8 protein-coding genes are annotated in these 16,460 nt (G+C 59.2%); 4 read left to right on the top strand and 4 right to left on the bottom strand.

Features of this window, described 5'->3' with window-relative positions; genetic code table 11:
• Positions 1-368 precede the first annotated feature (368 nt).
• Together RRF56_RS23790 and RRF56_RS23795 are read right to left on the bottom strand one after the other, a co-directional pair.
• Complete coding sequence (locus tag RRF56_RS23790) at positions 369-3,965, bottom strand: PAS domain S-box protein (RefSeq protein WP_317035634.1); 3,597 nt, start codon at positions 3,963-3,965, stop codon at positions 369-371.
• Between the two features lie 663 nt (positions 3,966-4,628).
• Positions 4,629-5,228: a DUF3611 family protein gene (locus tag RRF56_RS23795; RefSeq protein WP_317035635.1), complete on the bottom strand. Its 600-nt coding sequence runs from the start codon at positions 5,226-5,228 to the stop codon at positions 4,629-4,631.
• Positions 5,229-5,544: 316 nt separating this feature from the next.
• On the opposite strand from RRF56_RS23795, the gene RRF56_RS23800 reads away from it, so the two are divergent.
• Complete coding sequence (locus RRF56_RS23800; RefSeq protein WP_317035636.1) at positions 5,545-8,274, top strand: MGH1-like glycoside hydrolase domain-containing protein; 2,730 nt, start codon at positions 5,545-5,547, stop codon at positions 8,272-8,274.
• A gap of 53 nt (positions 8,275-8,327) precedes the next feature.
• On the opposite strand, the gene RRF56_RS23805 is transcribed toward RRF56_RS23800, so the two are convergent.
• Positions 8,328-9,740: a 1-acyl-sn-glycerol-3-phosphate acyltransferase gene (locus RRF56_RS23805; RefSeq protein ID WP_317035637.1), complete on the bottom strand. Its 1,413-nt coding sequence runs from the start codon at positions 9,738-9,740 to the stop codon at positions 8,328-8,330.
• A 600-nt stretch (positions 9,741-10,340) separates the two neighbouring features.
• Positions 10,341-11,231 (bottom strand): type II CAAX endopeptidase family protein, encoded by an 891-nt coding sequence (locus tag RRF56_RS23810; RefSeq protein ID WP_317035638.1) that lies wholly within the window; start codon positions 11,229-11,231, stop codon positions 10,341-10,343.
• A 300-nt stretch (positions 11,232-11,531) separates the two neighbouring features.
• On the opposite strand from RRF56_RS23810, the gene RRF56_RS23815 reads away from it, so the two are divergent.
• From RRF56_RS23815 to murD, 3 genes are all read left to right on the top strand, one after another.
• Positions 11,532-12,749 carry an adenylate/guanylate cyclase domain-containing protein gene (locus tag RRF56_RS23815; RefSeq protein ID WP_317035639.1) on the top strand — a complete coding sequence of 406 codons (1,218 nt, stop codon included), beginning with the start codon at positions 11,532-11,534 and terminating at the stop codon, positions 12,747-12,749.
• Between the two features lie 128 nt (positions 12,750-12,877).
• A complete protein-coding gene (gene glyS / locus RRF56_RS23820; protein WP_317035640.1) occupies positions 12,878-15,013 on the top strand; it encodes a glycine--tRNA ligase subunit beta in 2,136 nt (711 codons plus the stop codon).
• A gap of 7 nt (positions 15,014-15,020) precedes the next feature.
• Complete coding sequence (gene murD, locus RRF56_RS23825) at positions 15,021-16,367, top strand: UDP-N-acetylmuramoyl-L-alanine--D-glutamate ligase (protein WP_317035641.1); 1,347 nt, start codon at positions 15,021-15,023, stop codon at positions 16,365-16,367.
• The last annotated feature ends 93 nt before the right edge of the window (positions 16,368-16,460 follow it).

The raw sequence follows: 16,460 nt of genomic DNA on the forward strand, positions 1-16,460 counted from the left end.
ATAGCGATGGCCATTGCGCTTAGGATATCAGCCCCTGGCCTTTGCGATAACTGGGACAGCACAATAGCGTAAGCGTATAGCCATCGCTCCAAGGGTATCGGTCATGTCCTAACGGTTCTGGCAATGGCTATAAAGCCTGCGTTCTAATGATTGAGAACTATAGCTGTAGCCAGTCCGGTTAAGACATGTCTCCTAAGAACGTTTGAACGTTTCTAGGGTTTCTGGATTTCCTAACCCAAGTGACTATGGCTATATTAGTGTATCAAGCCAAAGGTGACAGGTTAGAGAGTTCAAGGTTTCAGGTTCAAAGGCTGCCCTTGAACCTGAAACCTCTCAACGGAGCCTGTCACAATCAGCCAGATCAAGTACTAGATCAGGTGGGCGAGTTCTGGGGCTTGGTTTTGCGGGCTACCGATCAGCGCTACTAGCGCCTGCACCAGACGCTCGGGCTCAAGGGGTTTGGTCACATGGGCCTGAAACCCGCTGCAGATCGACTGCTCATAGTCTTCCTCCCGCGCGTAGGCGGTAAGGGCGATCGCGGGAATCTGGCCCCCCTGCTCAGGCGGGAGCGATCGCACCTGCTGGATCAGCGAGCAGCCATCTACCTCGGGCATGCCGATATCGCTAATCAACAGATCGGGCTGAAACGAGGCGAGATTGGCCAGCACCGCCGAGGCCGTATCGACCGATAACACCTCTGCTCCGTACTGGGTAAGGATGGTCGAGAGCAGTTCGCGGGCATCGGGATCGTCGTCGACAGTCAGAATGCGCAGGCCGGTGAGGTCAAGGGCGGATTGGGGCAGCGCCTGGGGTGACAGACCGTCTGGCTCAGCGGTGAGCAGGGGCAACTGCACCGTAAACCATGCGCCTAGCTCTTCGCCTGGGCTGTCTACCGCAATGGTGCCCCCGTGGGACTCGACCAGCTGTCGCACGATCGCCAGCCCCAGCCCCAACCCCCCATACTGGCGCGTGATCGAGGCATCTTCCTGACGAAAGGTTTCAAAGATGTGGGGCAAAAAGTCTGGGTTAATGCCTCTGCCGGTGTCTTTAACCGTAATGTTGGCCTGCTCGCCGACTCGCTCCAGCACGATGTCAACTCGGCCCCCCCGGGGCGTAAACTTGACGGCGTTAGATAGCAGGTTCCAGACGATCTGCTGGAGACGGGCCGCATCGCCCGAGACCTGGCCAATGTTGGGCAGCTCTGGGCACAGGGAAATTGACTTGGCAGCGGCGGCGGTGGCGACGGTTTCGATCGCCGCTTCGATCACAAAGGCGAGGTTGACGGAGGTGACATTCAGGCTGAGTTTGCCGCGCAAAATCTTGGCAATGTCGAGCAGGTCGTCGATTAGCTGGGTCTGCAAGATGGCATTGCGCTCAATGGTGGCCAGGGCGGCAGCGGTCTTGGTGTCGTCTAGCTTACGGGTTTGCAGCAGCTTGGCCCAGCCCAAAATCGGGTTGAGCGGCGATCTGAGCTCGTGGGACAGGACGGCCAAAAACTCGTCTTTGATGCGGTTGGCGCGTTCGGCCTCGGCCCTGGCGGTCTGCTCCCGCTGCAGCAGCAGATCTCGCTCGGCCTCGGCCCGTTTCTTCTCGGTGATATTGAGAACGGTGCCAATGAAGCGGATGGCCACCCCTGCCGGGTTGAAGAAGGCTTTTCCCTTGGCGGCAATCCAGCGCTCGATGCCGTCTTCGAGGCCCACCGTGCGGTACTCCATGTCATAGTCGCCGCTGCCGGTGGGGTCTAGGGATTGCAGCACCACCTGGTCGGTGCGATCGCGATCGTCGGGGTGCAGCCCTGCCAGAAAAACCTCCCAGGTCACCTCGGCACTGGGGGGCAGCCCAAACATCGCCTTGCACTGGTCGTCCCAGGTCAACGTCTTCGTGAGCGGGTTGAAGTCCCAGGTGCCTAGCTCGGCCGACTCCAGGGTCAGCCGCAGACGGTCTTCACTGCCCTGCAGCGCTTCCTCGGCCCACTTGCGATCGCTAATGTCGATGACAGAGCCGATAAACCCTTTAAACTGCCCCTCGCTGTCAAACCAGGGATTGGCCGCATCGATCGCCCAGTGATAGCTACCATCCCGGTGCCGCAGCCGATATTCCAGCCGAAACCCTTCGCGGCGTTCGTTAGCCCGCAAAAAAACGGTTTTAGACGCCTCGCTATCTTCGGGATGCACCGCATCGAGCCAGCCAAACCCCAATGCTGTTGCCTGGGTTTGCCCCGTAAAGTCATACCAGCCCCGGTTGAGATAGGTGCAGTGGCCGGTTGGGTCGGTCACCCAGATCATGGCGGGTGCGTTATCGGCCATATCGCGGAAGCGTTCTTCGCTCTGGCGCAGGGCCGCTTCTACCTGAATTCGTTCCGTAATTTCTTCGCACACGGTGCTGATGCCCACTACCTGGCCACCCGCCTTGAGGGGCAAAAAGTGTTCTAGCCAGGTGCGCTGCACGCCGGGCTGGGCTGGGGTTTCTCCCTCAATTTTGACGTTGAGCAGCGGTTCTCCCGTTTGCAAAATCGGGCGCAGCAGGGTTTCAACCGCATCGCCCAGGACAGGAAACAGCTCCTGCACCCTGTGCCCCAGGTGGGCCTCGATGGGCAGTCCGTTGATGGCGGCCAGGTGCTGGTTGATGCGCACAAAGCGGAGATCGGTATCGAGCACGTTGAGGCCGATGGGGGCAGATTGATAGATGGCTTCGATTTCTGCCAGCTGCCGCTGCACCAGGGCCTCACTACGCTTGATGTCGTCGATGTTAGTAATGGTGCCAATCCAGCTAGTGATAGGGTGGTCTCCGTCGCGGGTGGGAACGGCTCGACAGATAAACCACTGGTACAGCCCATCCCACCGCCGAAAGCGGCACTCGGTTTCGAAGGGTGCTCCCGTGGCGATCGCACTCTGCCAGTCCGCCAGGGCGCGATCGCGATCCTCCGGGTGCACGGCGCTGGCCCTGGCCGCCCCGATCGACTCGGTTTCGCTCAGCCCGGTGTAGTCGTACCACCGCTGATTTCGATAGTTGATCGTGCCAGCAGCGTCGGCGGTCCAGATCATCTGGGGCATCGCTTCGGCCAGCTCTCGGTAGCGCTGCTGGCTGGCCTTGAGCGCGCTGGCATCGCGATTGCGTTCGGTAATGTCTAAAAACGCGCCCACCACCCCTCGAATGCAGTTCTGGTCATCTTGTAGCGGGGTGGCGTAGCAGAGCAGCTGGTGCAGGGTGCCATCGGGCAGCACAATGTCAAACTCGGCGTCGCGCACGTCAATACCCAATCGGCCCGCCATCTGCATGGGCAAATCCTCCACCGCTATTTCCCGTCCGTTTTGTAAGACGCGGTAGGCGGGCTTTTCGTGGGCGGGGGCGCTCTGGGAGATGTTTTTGCCCGGGTCCACGCCAAGCAGCTGACGCAGGTAGGCGTTGTTCTGCATCTGGGTGCAGGTCGCATCGGTGGCGATCGCAATTCCCACCGGCAGCAGCTCCAACAGGCTTTGCAGCTCCGCCACTCGGTTGGTCAGATCGCGGTTGAGCGCCTGAATCGATGTCTCATGGCGGCGCAACTGCGCCTGGCTGAGGGTGAGTTCTTGGCGCAGTTCGGCATTGGCGATCGCACTGCGCATGGCCAGACGCAGGTCGTCGGGGGTCATGCGGTTTTTGACCAAATAATCGGCGGCCCCGCTCTTAAAGACCCTAGCGGCGAGAACGGCATCGTCGTCGTCAATCACCACGACGGGCGGGCAGCGATCGCCCATCTGCGTCTTTAGCTGACAGAGCAGGGCAATGCTGTTGGAGTGAGGCCGCTCAGATCCTAAAAGAATGCCGTCAAACTGCTGCGTTTCAAACAGCGCTAGCGGTGGGTTGGGATGTCGACCTGGCCAAATCCTGTAGTCATAGCTGCTTTCTTGCTGGAGTTGCCGCCGGTAGTCCTCATCGCGCTCTTCTGAATCAGCAATGACAAGGATTGTTCGACAAGTTGGCATCGTGAAACCTACCCAATGGCTAAGGCAAAGCGATTGAAGCCGCAGAATAGAATTGAATTTTTAATAAAAGTTTTTGATATAGCTAACTATTATAGCGTTCTGATATTTAGCCCATTGCAGTGAGTTGATAAGATTTATGGAAAACCTCAGTTAGCTAGTAAGTAGGTAGCCTCAATTAAACGATGCTGTAGGGGTTGTTGTGGCGACAGCCCAACGCACCGCCCGGATTAGCTTCGGTGCGTCACGCATGGCGGTGACACACCCTACGAATAATTGTGCTCACCAACTAATAGCGGATTTCACTCGGGTAAAGTACACCGCGATGCGCCCCCCTGCCCCCCTGATCAAGGGGGATAAAGCGTGAAACTTAGACAGCTAGGTACTGGGGGGATCTAGAACTCGGCAACTGTGTACCTCCCTCTATTAAGAACCGCTATAGTGTGCTCATCTAAATTTTGGGGATACCAACGATGAACATTGGACTGAGTTGACGTAGCAGTCCCACATGAGATGTAAAAATTCGCCGTACCGGCGAGAGGCCTGCGCGGCTGAGACACCCGTTGTACCTCTACAAATTCGTTGGGATCCCTATAGGTGGATAAGGCGAAAGCCCACAATATAGCGATCTGCACGCTCAACGTCTGAATTACACCCCTGAACCAGTCACACAAACAAGTCGGGGGAGTTGCGGTGGCGGCCTACCTGGTAGATCAGCAGTAGGGCAATCACCACGCCGACTAGACCTGCCGCGATCGCACTCACCATCGCCTGAATCGCAATCATGCTAGAAGGAGTAATCAGCCCGCCGGGCACCGCCGCCGCGCCAGGGGTGACTACTGTAGTGCCCTGGGGAATGGTCAGCATGGTAATGCTCAGCATCGTCACCCGCCACAGGGCCAGCAGCACGCCGATCGCCATCAGCGCCAGGTTGCTCAGCAATCCCAGCTTGAGGTAGCGCTTCACTGCTGACTTAGCCGGACGCAGATCGGGGTTTTCGAGCCGCCGCGCCATGCGAATGTAGCGAAAACACCAGTAGATGCTGAACAGCAAAATGGCTAACCCCAGCACCGCCAGCCACAATCCCCAGGACGATCGCACATTGCGCCACTGGGGGTTGAGCATTAGGCGGGCGATCACCACCAGCAGCGGCATCACCCCCAAAAGCGACTGAAGTATTAACCCAGCCCAGCCCAGCGTGCGGCAGTGGCGGGCAATCTGGGCCGGGCTGGGGCTAGAGGGTTTAGCGCGGAGGAAGTCAAACATGGGGAAGGCGGCCAGGGGAGAATTAGCAAATTCTGAAGAGATTCGGCCTAGGTTGAGGAGATCGCACTGACTGATTCAGGCTGTAATGCACAGGCCGTAATGCAACAGCGCCTTCGTTTTGAATAGCGAGGCGAAAGAATTCTCATCCTCCTCGACCGCCCTTTCTATCTAAGACCTAACTCATAGGAATTTCATAGGAAGTTTGGCGATGATGGTGCCTAACATCCTCCCTGGGGCTTAAATTTATTTGAGATTTAGGGGGTCGCCCTGGGAGTTCAAGCAAGAATTGAGCTACTTTCGCCAGCAGGACAGCACCGTGAGCGCAGAAGTCAACCGCCTAGCAGAGACCCGATCTAAACTTGCCCCCTGGCAAAAATGGGGACCCTACCTGAGTGAGCGCCAGTGGGGCACTGTGCGCGAAGACTACAGCAGCGACGGCAACGCTTGGGATTATTTCCCCCACGACCAGGCGCGATCGCGGGCCTACCGCTGGGGTGAAGACGGCCTCGGCGGCATTACCGACGACCATAACCTGCTGTGCTTTGCGATCGCTCTGTGGAACGGTAACGACCCAATTCTCAAAGAGCGGCTGTTTGGCCTCACCAACAGCCAGGGCAACCACGGCGAAGACGTGAAGGAGTACTACTTCTACCTGGATAGTACTCCCACCCACTCCTACATGAAGTACTTGTATAAGTATCCCCAGGCCGAGTTTCCCTACCAGGATCTAGTCGAGACCAACGCCCAGCGCAACCGCTACGAGCTGGAGTACGAACTGCTGGATACAGGCATTTTTGACGACGATCGCTACTTTGACGTGTTTGTGGAGTACGCCAAGGCCGACGCCGAAGACGTGCTGATTCAAATCAGCGTTGCCAACCGGGGGCCAGAGGCAGCGCCGCTGCACCTGCTGCCCACCCTGTGGTTTCGCAACACCTGGTCGTGGCGAGAAACCGGCGAAAAGCCCGTGCTCAAAGCCCTGGGCCATGGGGCGGTGCAGGCCAGCATCACTAATCCAGTGCTGACCCCGCTCATGACCGACTACTACTTCTACTGCGATGCCGGGGTGCCGCTGCTGTTTACCGAAAACGAAACCAACGCCGAGCGGGTGTTTGGCACCCCCAACCCCAGCCCCTACGTCAAAGACGGCATCAACAACTATGTGGTAGACGGCAAACCCGATTGGGTCAACCCCGATGGAGTGGGCACCAAAGTCTCGCCCCACTACCAGCTCACCGTGGGGGCAGGCGAAACGGTGGTGGTGAAGCTGCGCCTGAGCAAGAACAGTCCCGATCAGGTGGGCGACCCCTTTGGGGCTTACTTTGACGACCAGTTTGCGGCCCGACTGCGCGAGGCCGATGAGTTTTATGCCACGGTGATACCCCCGGCGGTGATGGCCGACGGCGATCGCGCCAATATCATGCGCCAGGCCTTGGCGGGCATGATGTGGACCAAGCAGTACTTCTACTACGATCTCGACCTCTGGCTGCGGGAGCGGGGCGTCACCCCCTGGACGCCGACCATCGATAAGAGCCACGTACGCAACAGCGAGTGGTTCCACATGATGAACGACGACATCGTGTCGATGCCCGACAAGTGGGAATACCCCTGGTATGCGGCCTGGGATCTGGCCTTTCACGTTATTCCCATCAGCCTGATTGACCCCGACTTTGCCAAATCGCAGCTGATGCTGATGCTGCGCGAAGACTACCTGCACCCCAACGGCCAGATTCCGGCCTACGAGTGGAACTTTGGCGATGTCAACCCGCCGGTCCATGCCTTTGCCACCTGGGAAATCTACGTGCGCGATCGCGAGCGCAACAACGGCCAGGGCGACCTGGAGTTTCTCAAATACGCCTTCTCGAAGCTGCTGATTAACTTCACCTGGTGGGTCAACCGCAAAGACGAGGGCGGCAACAACCTGTTCGAAGGCGGCTTTTTGGGCCTTGACAACATCGGCGTGTTTGACCGCAGTTCGCCGCTGCCCACCGGGGGCAGGCTAGAGCAGGCCGACGGCACCGCCTGGATGGTGTTCTTTAGCCAGCGGATGTTCCAAATTGCCGTAGAGCTGGCCCTACACGACCCCCTCTACGAAGATCTGGCGATCAAGTTCTTTGAGCACACCATGTGGATTGCCGGGGCGATGGACCGGATTGGCATTCACCAGGACGAGCTGTGGGATGAAGAAGACGGCTTTTTCTACGATGTGCTGCGGTTACCCGACGGCAACTCGACCCGGCTGAAGGTGCGATCGCTCGTCGGGCTGCTCTCGCTGATGGCTGTGGCCGTCTTTCCCCGCGAGGCCTTTGAACAGCTGCCTCGGTTCAAGGAGCGGGCCACTAAGTTCATTCAGCGCCACCCTGAGCTGTGCGGCAACGTGCATTTGCCCAACCAGTACGGCGTGCGCGATCGCCTGATGCTGTCCATTCTCAATGAGACCAAGCTGCGCCAGGTGCTCAGCCGCATGCTTGACGAGGGCGAGTTCCTCAGCGACTACGGCATTCGCTCCCTATCCCGCTATCACCAAGACAATCCCTACGTCTTCTACCACGAGGGGGTTGAGTACAAAGTCGGCTACGTGCCCGGCGACTCGACCTCGGGCATGTTTGGCGGCAACTCTAACTGGCGCGGCCCGATCTGGATGCCCGTCAACCTGCTGCTGATTCGGGCGCTGTTGCAGCTCTACAGCTACTACGGCGACAACTTTACGATGGAGTATCCCACCGGCTCAGGCCAGCAGATGACGCTGTTTGAAATTACCCAGGGTATCAGTGAACGCCTGGTCAGCATCTTTACCAAAGATGAAAACGGTCGTCGCCCGGTCTACGGTGGGGCCGAGAAGTTTCAGAGTGACCCCCACTGGCAGGATCTAATTCTGTTCTACGAATACTTCCACGGCGACGATGGTTCGGGCATTGGGGCCAGCCACCAGACCGGCTGGACGGGCTGCATTGCCCGGATCATTCAGGCGCTGGGCTACTTCACCCCCGAAACCGTGCTCGAGACGATCTCGCCGGGAGATCTGACCAAGTACAGCGTTGATTAGGTTACCCAGGTGACGTTAAAGGCAGTCTAGGTCAACCGTCAGGACATCCCGCGCTAGAGGGGCTGATCGCTACGAGCGATCAGCCCCTCTAGCGCGGTTTGAATCTCAGCGGTTAGGGTCTCCACTGCGGCCTTCGCCGATCGCCGTGATTGAGCATAGTCGGGCCAGCGATCGCTGATGTTGATCGGCTCCCCCAAGCTAATTACCGCCTGCCGAATGCCCAACTGCGGTCGCTTCGGTACCCGAGTGCCCTTCAACCGCTCCACCAGGTCAAACAGAATTAGGGTGGTTTCGGCAAAGCGCTCAAAGCTAGGATTGTCTTTGACGTAGTGACCTGTGACTGCGACAAAGCTCTCGGCCAGCCGCATGTGGCGCATGTGCAGGGTGGCGGCCTCCGCCATCCAGTTGGCCATGCCCCGGTCAACCGGCGAGAGCTGTTGTAGATCAGCAATGTCTTCGCGGTGGATGTAGCTCCAGCCCGCCTCTTCAAGGCGACGGCAGCGGGTGACCAGGGTGCCGGTGCTGGGCACCCCAAAAAACTCTTCTCCTACCTTGAGCGAGTGGTCAAGCACAGGGCCGAGCCGCTGGGCCAGGGTGGCTGGCTCCTCGGGGCTACCGGCAGCGGGCGTGAAGCCGTAGAACCGCTGATAGAACTGCTCCATACGGGTGAGCAGGTGCTGCCCCAGGGCCAACAGCCGGGGATAGTAGGCGGCGGTCTCCATCGCTGCCGGGTCGCTAAAAGACTGCACGGGCAGGCCGCAGTCGGCCTCTAGCTGAGCCATCAGCCGGTTGAGGGCCGCCCAGTTGGGGCGGGGGTAGAAGTACTGTAGACCCACAGGCAGCAGCAGCACCTGCTCAGGGCGGCCCGCTTTCTGCAAATCTTCTACGGCCCAAAAGGCCAGCTGGGCCGTCCCCGGCTCTAGGTCGCTAATAATTTCGCCGTGGCCGTTGGTGGCCCCCTCGGGGGCAATGGTCACCGGCAGTGGGGCATGCATCATTTGCTCGCGCACCGCCTTGAGGGCTTTGAGATCGAGCCTGCGGCCCCGGTGCACCGGAATGCCGCCGATCGCCGCAAAGAACCAGCCCAGCCACCGTCCGGCCCACAGGGGCATGCCCCGGTCATACATAAAAAAGCTGTGCAGGGGGCGCTGGAGGCTAAAGCCCCGCTGGCGGGCCGCCCGAGGCACCAGCCGTGAAAACAGGTACGACAGACAGAGGGGGTCATCGACCTGGCTGTGGCGAAAGGCCATCATCAACCGAATTTTGCCCGCTTGAAACTGGCGAAAGCCCTCGGCCAGCACCTCGGGGTTGGGGCAGGTGACCGGCCAAATGCCCGCCGGCAGCCAGGGCCGCAGCCGCAGCCGCAGCATCAACGGCAGCACAATGTAGCACCCCTGCACCACCCAAGACTTGTAGCGCGGCGGAATAAACCCCAGCGGCGGCTGGACGTGGGTTGACTTAGGCAAGGCTGGCTCCAGAGCGGTGGGCGAGGGTTACCATAGCCCACTTTAGAAGAGATTGCCGCGATGCGATCGCTGGGATGACGAAAGACTGAGGGTTAGGTGGCGAGGGTGAGGGCAGTTGCGATCCGACTTCAATCCCTGACCCCTGAGATTTAAGCATGAGGCGTTGCTGGATACAGGATAGCCATAGTCACCTGAGTTAGGACCTCTAGAACCCTAAGAACGTTTGAACGTTCGAACGTTCTTAGGGAAAATGTCTTAACCGGATTGGCTATAGCTAGATCAATCAAAACTGCAACGTTTCCCGTAAGGATAAACCGTCGTCTGCCCCTACCCAACGTCATGATTCAAGGCAGCAGCCCCAAAAATAAAAATGTCTGACCCCTGAAAGCCCCCTGGAGTCAGACACATTTACCTGTAAAAACGCTTTTCAAGCAGACTAGTCCTAAGGTTCAAATGCCCCCAAGTGAGCCGTCAGGGCCAGGCCTGCATGCGTTCTTCAGAATTGAATTCATTGTCGTTGGTCTGGAGGCTGACGACTTCGATGGAATTACGTAACCTGTCAGACTTTCTTGCCGCTGCCCGTAGGCAGGTTCGGTGGTATTACTCAAGCGACGGGCGACAGCCCAGATTGACAAAGTAGGGCAATGGGGCTCGGCGGTCGGGCCAGTGATAGGCCACATAGCGCAGCACCCAGGGGGCCGAAACCAGTAGGCAAAGCACTCCCAGCCACCAGCTGGCGCGAAATTCACCCAGGGTATCGATGGTGGTAGAGGTGGGCTGGCTCGACAGCAGGTCTATGGCCGAGGCGATCGCATTGTTGATGGCGTGGGCCGCCATAGGCACCAGCAGCGATCGCGTGCTCAGGTACAGCAGTGACATCACCACCCCAAACACAAACAGCCCAATCAGGTTAGAGTGCAGTACCCCAAACAGCACTGATGTCAGTACAATCGCCGGGCGAATGCCCCACTTCACTCCCCAGCGGTGCAGCAAAATGCCGCGAAAGATAAACTCTTCGGTGATCGGGGCCACCACCACTACCGAAAACAGCATCAGGGCATTGTAGAGGCCGGGGGCCGTAGCCCCATTGGCCGATAGCCCGATTGACTGTTGCAATGTGTTTTCGACCCAGCCTGGGGCCACCAGCGACAGCCCCAGATAAGACACATGAAACGTGCCCAGGGAAAATAAAAATAACCCTGCGACCAGCCACAACAGCTGAACCCAGGCCAGGTGACGGGGCCATGGCCCCAGCAGCGCGGCCAAATTCAGGGGCGATCGCCGGGCGACCATTAAAATCGACGCGCACAGCCCCGAAAAAATCAGGCTGTAGAGAATTGGGGCCAAAATCGGGTCATCTCCCTGAAGCGGCATCAGCTCTAGCGCCCCCAGGGTGCCGAACACCAGCGCCAAGCCCATAGAGATCGTAAAAAAGACCAGCATCACAAGCCGCGCCTTGAGGGCCAGAAACGGGTTTTTACAGGTTGCCATACACTAAAGCCCTGCTCCCCGTGCCGCCTGCCGCTCTAAAATTTCGCTCGTCTAGCGCGATCGGCCCGGTTTTTCTCGATTCAACCATGAATTGCCCAGAGAGCGCTATAACTGAGGCACACTGCCTTAGGTTAAGACGTCATTGAGCGTCTTACCGGGCAGGGAAGACGATTGAGCAAGCCCAGGTTGACCTAGGCCAAGGGCTTTGCTCCCATCCTAGGGTGTCTATTAGCGGCTGTTCTAAGCCTCCGAGCCAGCGCTTACGATAACGGGGGCCATCACTACTTGCTCCAGGGCTTCATGACCAACGCTTCGCCAGATCTAGGCGTCATTTTAGTGGCACCGGTGACCGACAGCCCCCTAGGGCCATTGGTGGAGTTGCTAGATTTGCTGCGATCGGTAGGCTACGAGGTGCACCAGGCCAGCGGCGAAGACGAGATCATCGCCGCCGCCGAAACCGTCCGCCCCGACCTAATTTTGCTGGCTATTGATCAGTTTGACACAGCGGCCATGCGGTTGTGTCACCGGCTGAAAAAGCGTCCTTTGACGCGCCAGATAGCGGTGGTAGCCGTGGGCTGCGATCAGTCCCTGGCCCGGCGACTGCGGGCCTTTGAGTTTGGCGTAGTCGACTATATTGATCAATCGCTCTGGGTCGAAGAGGCTGCTGCCCGCATCAAAGCCCACGTGGGCAGCCATCGCCTGCAACACCATCTGCGACAGCAGGCCCAGCGAGCGGTATCAGCGGGCAGCGCCACCAATTTGCTGGCCGATCTACAAAAGGCCCTGCGCCGCCAAGCCCAGCTTTTACAGGCCCAAAACCAGCAGCTCCAGCAAGAAATGCAGGAGCGCGAACAGGCCCAGCAGGCCCTGCGCCTAGAGCAGCAAAAATCTGAACAACTGCTGCTGAATATTTTGCCCCAGGCGGTGGTTGATAAGCTCAAGCGACTGGAGGGATCGCTGGCCGAGCGCTTTGACAATGTCACCATCTTATTTGCCGACATTGTCAACTTTAGTCCGCTGGCGGCCCAGACTAGCCCGCTGGAGCTGGTAGACTGGCTCAACCAAATTTTCTCAGCCTTTGACCGCCTGGCCGAGCAGCATCAGCTCGAAAAAATTAAAACCATTGGCGACGCCTACATGGTGGTGGGGGGGCTGCCTTTACCTCGTCCCGACCATGCTGAAAGCGTTATGGAGATGGCCCTGGCCATGCAGCAGACCGCTGCCCACATCACCCGTAGCGACAGCCAAGAGTTTCAGTTGCGCATTGGTATCAACACCGGGCCGGTGGTGGCCGGGGTAATCGGCATTAAAAAATTTAGCTACGACCTCTGGGGCGATGCGGTCAACATCGCCAGCCGTATGGAGTCCCAGGGGGTGCCGGGCAAAATTCAGATCACCGAGGCCACGTACCAGTGTCTCAAACACCGCTACGCCTTTGCTGAGGTGGGCCAGGTGATGGTCAAGGGCCACGGCTATTTGACCACCTACCAATACGTCGGCCCTGGGCAAAAAGCTTGATAGACTGATAAGGCCAAATTTGGGCGGCGGAGTTCGGTATCCTGTGGGTACGCAATCGATCGCCTCCATGCGGCAGTCAAAAGAACGGCCCCTAGGGGTTTTCGCACGGTTAACTCATATCTCTTTCTATGGCGACATTTTTGCTGGAAGTTGGCACCGAAGAACTGCCCGCCAGTTTTGTAAGCGATGCCCTTCACCAGTGGCAGGCCCGCATTCCGGCGGAGTTAGCTGAGCTGGCTTTGGCCCCTGAGGCAGTGCGATTCTACGGTACCCCTCGCCGCCTGGCGGTGATGCTTGACGGCCTGCCCCTGCGCCAGATTGACCGCACTGAAGACGTCAAAGGCCCCCCGGCCCAGGCGGCCTTCAAAGATGGTCAGCCCACTAAAGCTGCCCAGGGGTTTGCCAAATCTAGGGGCGTAGACGTATCTGCCCTAGAGGTGCGCGACACCGACAAGGGTTCCTTTGTCTTTGTCACCCAAACGATTCCGGGGCGGGCCGCCACCGATATTTTGACCGAGCTAATTCCCCAATGGATTGGGGGCCTGGAGGGCAAGCGGTTTATGCGCTGGGGCGATGGCGACCTGCGCTTTCCGCGACCGATTCGCTGGCTGGTGACGCTGATGGATGGCGAGGTGCTGCCCCTGACCATCGAGAACGGGTCGCTGGTGTGCGTCAGCGATCGCATCTCCCAGGGCCATCGGGTGCTGCATCCTGCCCCGGTTACCCTGCGCCGTGCCCAAGACTACGTAGAAGCCCTGCGCCAGGCCTACGTTGAGATCGACCCTACGGCCCGTCGTCTGCTGATTCAGCGTCAGGTAGAAGAGACGGCCAAACAGCTAGGGGGGGTGCCGATGATTTCGGCTTCTCTGCTCGATGAGGTTACCAACCTGGTGGAATGGCCCAACGCCGTCGTCGGCAAGTTTGACCCAGAATTTCTGGAGCTGCCGCCCGAGGTCGCCATCATTGAAATGGAAAGCCACCAGCGCTATTTTCCGCTGAAGCAGAGTGCCGACGGGCTAGCGCTGATGCCGATGTTTATCACTATTTCTAACGGCGACCCCAGCAAAGACGCCATTATTGCCGAGGGTAACGCCCGGGTAATTCGGGCGCGGTTGTCCGATGGCAAATTTTTCTACGATGCCGATCGCGCCCAGCCCTTAGATGCCTTTGTCGCTAAGCTCGAAACCGTTACCTTTGAGGAACGGTTGGGGTCGATGACGGCGAAGGTGCAGCGGATTGGGGCGATCGCCGACCACCTCTGCGATCAGCTCAATCTGGCCGCCCAGCCCCGCCAGCACATTCGCCGGGCCGCCTACCTCTGCAAAGCTGACCTGGTGACGCAGATGGTGGGCGAGTTTCCTGAGCTGCAAGGGATCATGGGCCAAAAGTACGCCCTCCACAGCGGCGAGCCTGAGGCTGTGGCGACCGCCCTGGCCGAGCACTATCTCCCCAAGGGCGCGCAGGATAGCCTGCCCCAAACCCTGGTGGGCCAGGTGGTGGGCATTGCCGATCGCCTCGACACCCTGGTGGGCATTTTTAGCACCGGGCAGCTGCCAACCGGCTCCTCTGACCCCTTTGCTCTCAGACGCGCCGCCAATGCCGTGCTGAATATTATCTGGGCGGCGGCGCTGCCCCTCAACCTGGCTCGCCTGCTCGATACCGTCGTCCAAGACTTTGCCCAAGACCCGGCTCTAACCGTGGACGCGCCGGATAGCCTACGCAATCAGCTCTACGACTTCTTTTTGCAGCGGGTGCAAACCCTCCTGCAAGATGAGCTGGGCATTGACTACGACTTGGTCAACGCGGTGATTGGCGAGCGGGCTCTGGCCGACCCCTTAGACGTCAAAGACCGCGCCCTGTTTTTGCAAGCGATGCGTCGCAGTGGCCGCATGGAGAAAGTCTACGAAACCGTAAACCGGGCCACCCGGCTGGCCGCCCAGGGCACCCTAGAGACCCAGGTGCTCGACCCTGAGGGGGTGATCGACCCTGCCGCCCTAGAGGCCAAGGCAGAGCTGGCGTTTTTTGCCGCCCTCCAGACTCTACTGCCCCAGACCCAGGCCGCTCAGGCCAGCCGCAACTACGATCAGCTGGTGGCGGGTCTGGAGCAGGTTGCGCCGGTAGTCAGTGGTTTCTTTGATGGCCCCGACAGCGTGCTGGTGATGGCCGAAGACCCGGCGGTACGGCAAAACCGGCTCAACCTGCTGGGCCTACTGCGTAACCACGCCCTGGTGCTGGGCGACTTTGGGGCGATCGTGAAGGGGTAGCAATGCCATGAAAAATGCCCACGTTATCGGTTTAGGTAAATCTGGAGTAGCGGCAGCCCGTCTGCTGCGTCGCGAAGGCTGGTCGGTGGTGCTGAGCGATCGCGGCTCTAGCCCGGCCCTCGTAGCCCAGCAAGAGTCTCTGCGCCAAGACGACATCACCGTATTGCTCGACTACAGTTTCGTGCCCGACAGCCGGACAAACCTCCTAGTGGTCAGCCCCGGGGTTCCTTGGGATAGCCCGCCGCTGGCCGCCGCCCGCGACAATGGCCTGGAGGTAATTGGCGAGACAGAGCTGGCCTGGCGCTTTTTACAAGACCGCCCCTGGGTGGGCATTACCGGCACCAACGGCAAAACCACCACTACGGCCCTCACCGCCGCTATTTTTCAGGCGGCAGGGCTGAATGCCCCCGCCTGCGGCAATATTGGCTATGCCGCCTGTGAACTGGCCCTAGAACCCACCGTGCCCGACTGGGTGATCGCCGAGCTCAGCAGCTACCAGATTGAGGCCTCGCCAACCCTGGCTCCCAAAATTGGTCTGTGGACCACTCTCACCCCCGACCACCTCCAACGGCACGGCACCGTTCAAAACTACGCTCAGATCAAGGCTGCCCTGATGCATCGTTCAGAACTAACGGTGTTTAATGGCGACGACCCCTACCTACGGCAGCACCTGAGCCCAGATTTTGTCTCGGCCCACTGGACCAGCGCCGCAGGCCGAGGGGCGATCGCACCCCTGCGCCCCTGCGCCTACATCGAAGGCGACTGGATCAAGTTTGAGGGCATTGACATCGTCCGGGCCGATGCCCTGCGGATGGTGGGCGACCATAACCGGCAAAACCTGCTGCTGGCCGTAACGGCGGCTTGTTTAGCAGAATTGGATGGTGAGGCGATCGCCGCTGGTGTTGAATCGTTTCCGGGGGTGCCCCACCGGCTAGAGCATATCTGCACCTGGCAGGGCATCGACTTTATCAATGACTCGAAGGCCACTAACTATGACGCTGCTGAGGTGGGGCTGCGATCGGTGGCCGCCCCGACAGTATTGATCGCAGGCGGCGAAGCCAAAGAAGGCGACGACACCGCCTGGGTAGAGCGCATTCAAGCCCAGGCTGCCACCGTGCTGCTGATTGGCGACGCCGCCCCCCAGTTTGCCCAGCGGTTAGATACCGCTGGGTATAGCACCTATGAAATCGTCGAAACGATGGATCGAGCGGTAGAGCGGGGGGCCGAACTCGCCCCCGCCCTGGGAGCTGCCGTGGTGCTGCTCTCCCCCGCTTGCGCCAGCTTCGATCAGTACCCTAACTTCGAGCAGCGGGGCGAGCACTTCCGCCAGCTCTGCCAGGAGCGATTTCTATAGAGTTGATGGGGGCAGTACTCCTCACCCAATAGATGTTTGCACTATCACACTGAATCCTGTTTGGTTACCCCCCGGTTTAGCAGGGCGCATGCC

The sequence above is a fragment of the Nodosilinea sp. E11 genome, assembly GCF_032813545.1.
GTDB lineage: Bacteria > Cyanobacteriota > Cyanobacteriia > Phormidesmidales > Phormidesmidaceae > Nodosilinea.